We start from the raw sequence: 1,652 nt of genomic DNA, 5'->3' as shown, positions 1-1,652 counted from the left end.
GCAATAGACGGCGCCCAAGCGGCGGATTTCCCCATGCCCCGCGCGGCCACCCGTCATCCTGCCATTGCCCCTATCGCCGCTGCTAGCGCCTGTGACGGAAATCCCGCTCGGTCACCGGTTCACCACAACTGGGCGGCGGCTTGGCAACATCCGTGTCGTTGCAGCTCAGGAACTAGATAAGCCGACATAATCCACAGCCTGCTGCGGTATTCTCGCCTGCACGCATTGCGCGAGAGCCCGGGGAGTGAAGAAATCCAGCAGTTCATGATGCGCATCAGCCGCAGCCTGCGTAAGTACCGCTGGTTGGTCTTCACAGGCTGGTTGCTGGCATTGGTGCCGGCGGTGTACCTGGCCATGTCGCAGTCGGGAAACCTGACCGGTGGCGGTTTCGAGGTGGCGGGCTCCCAGTCGCTGGCGGTCCACGACCAGCTCGAGGATCTCTACCACGACCAGGGCGCATCCTCGCTGGCGCTGGTGGCGGCCCCCCGCCCGGACGCCAGCTACTCCGACATCAACGACGCGGTCGCGATGCTACGGCAGATCGCCGGCGAGTTCCCGGGCGTCACCGAGGTGCCCAACCCCACCCAGCGGCCGCCGCAGCCCGACCGTCCCTACGTGGTGTCGCTGCGGCTGGACGCGCGCAACGCCGGCACCAGCGACCTCGCCAAGCAGCTCCAACGGAAGGTCGGCGTCAAGGGGGACCAGCCGGGCCAGACCGCCAACGGCCGGGTCCGGCTCTACGTCATCGGGCAGGGCGCGCTGTCCGCCGCCGCGGCGGCCAACACCAAGCACGACATCGCCGCCGCCGAAAAATGGAACCTGCCGATCATCTTGATCGTCCTGCTGGCGGTGTTCGGTTCGCTGGCCGCCGCGACGATCCCGCTCGCCCTCGGCGCCTGCACCGTCATCGTCACCATGGGCCTGGTCTATCTGCTGTCGGCGTACACCACCATGTCGGTCTTCGTGACGTCGACGGTGTCGATGTTCGGCATCGCGCTCGCCGTCGACTATTCCTTGTTCATCCTGATGCGTTTCCGCGAGGAACTGCGCGCCGGCCGCCAGCCGAACGAGGCCGTGGACGCCGCCATGGCCACCTCCGGGCTGGCGGTCGTGTTGTCGGGGATGACCGTCGTCGCCTCCCTGACCGGCATCTACATCATCAACACCCCGGCGCTGAAGTCGATGGCCACCGGCGCGATCATGGCCGTCGCGGTCGCGATGCTGTCGGCGGCCACCCTGACGCCGGCGGTGCTGGCGACGTTCGGGCGGGCTGCCGCCAAGCGCTCACGCCTCTTCCACTGGTCGCGTCAGCCCGAAGGCACCCAGTCCCGGTTCTGGAATCGGTGGATCGGCTGGGTGATGCGCCGGCCGTGGGCGTCGGCCGTGGCGGCGTCGGTGGTGCTGCTCATCATGGCCGTGCCAGCAGGGTCGATGGTGCTGGGCAACAGCCTGCTGCGCCAGTTCGACTCGTCCCACGAGATCCGCGCCGGCGTCGGCGCGGCGGCCCAGGCGCTCGGGCCGGGCGCGCTGGGCCCGATCCGGGTGCTGGTGAGCTTTCCCGACGGCGGCGCGGCCTCGCCCGAGCACAGCCAGACGGTGGCCGCGATCCGCCAGAAGATGACGCAGGCGCCCAACATCGTCTCGGTGTCGCC

1 protein-coding gene is annotated in these 1,652 nt (G+C 68.9%); it reads left to right on the top strand.

The window, feature by feature from the left end:
- Positions 1 to 264 precede the first annotated feature (264 nt).
- The coding region (locus BN4348_RS56700) for an MMPL family transporter (RefSeq protein WP_142308829.1) at positions 265 to 1,652 on the top strand (1,388 nt) is incomplete at its 3' end.

Source organism: Mycobacterium interjectum (assembly GCF_900078675.2).
In the GTDB taxonomy this organism is placed as follows: Bacteria; Actinomycetota; Actinomycetes; order Mycobacteriales; family Mycobacteriaceae; genus Mycobacterium; species Mycobacterium interjectum.
Note: the sequence above shows the minus strand (reverse complement) of the source record. Positions and strands in the feature narration are given on the sequence as shown.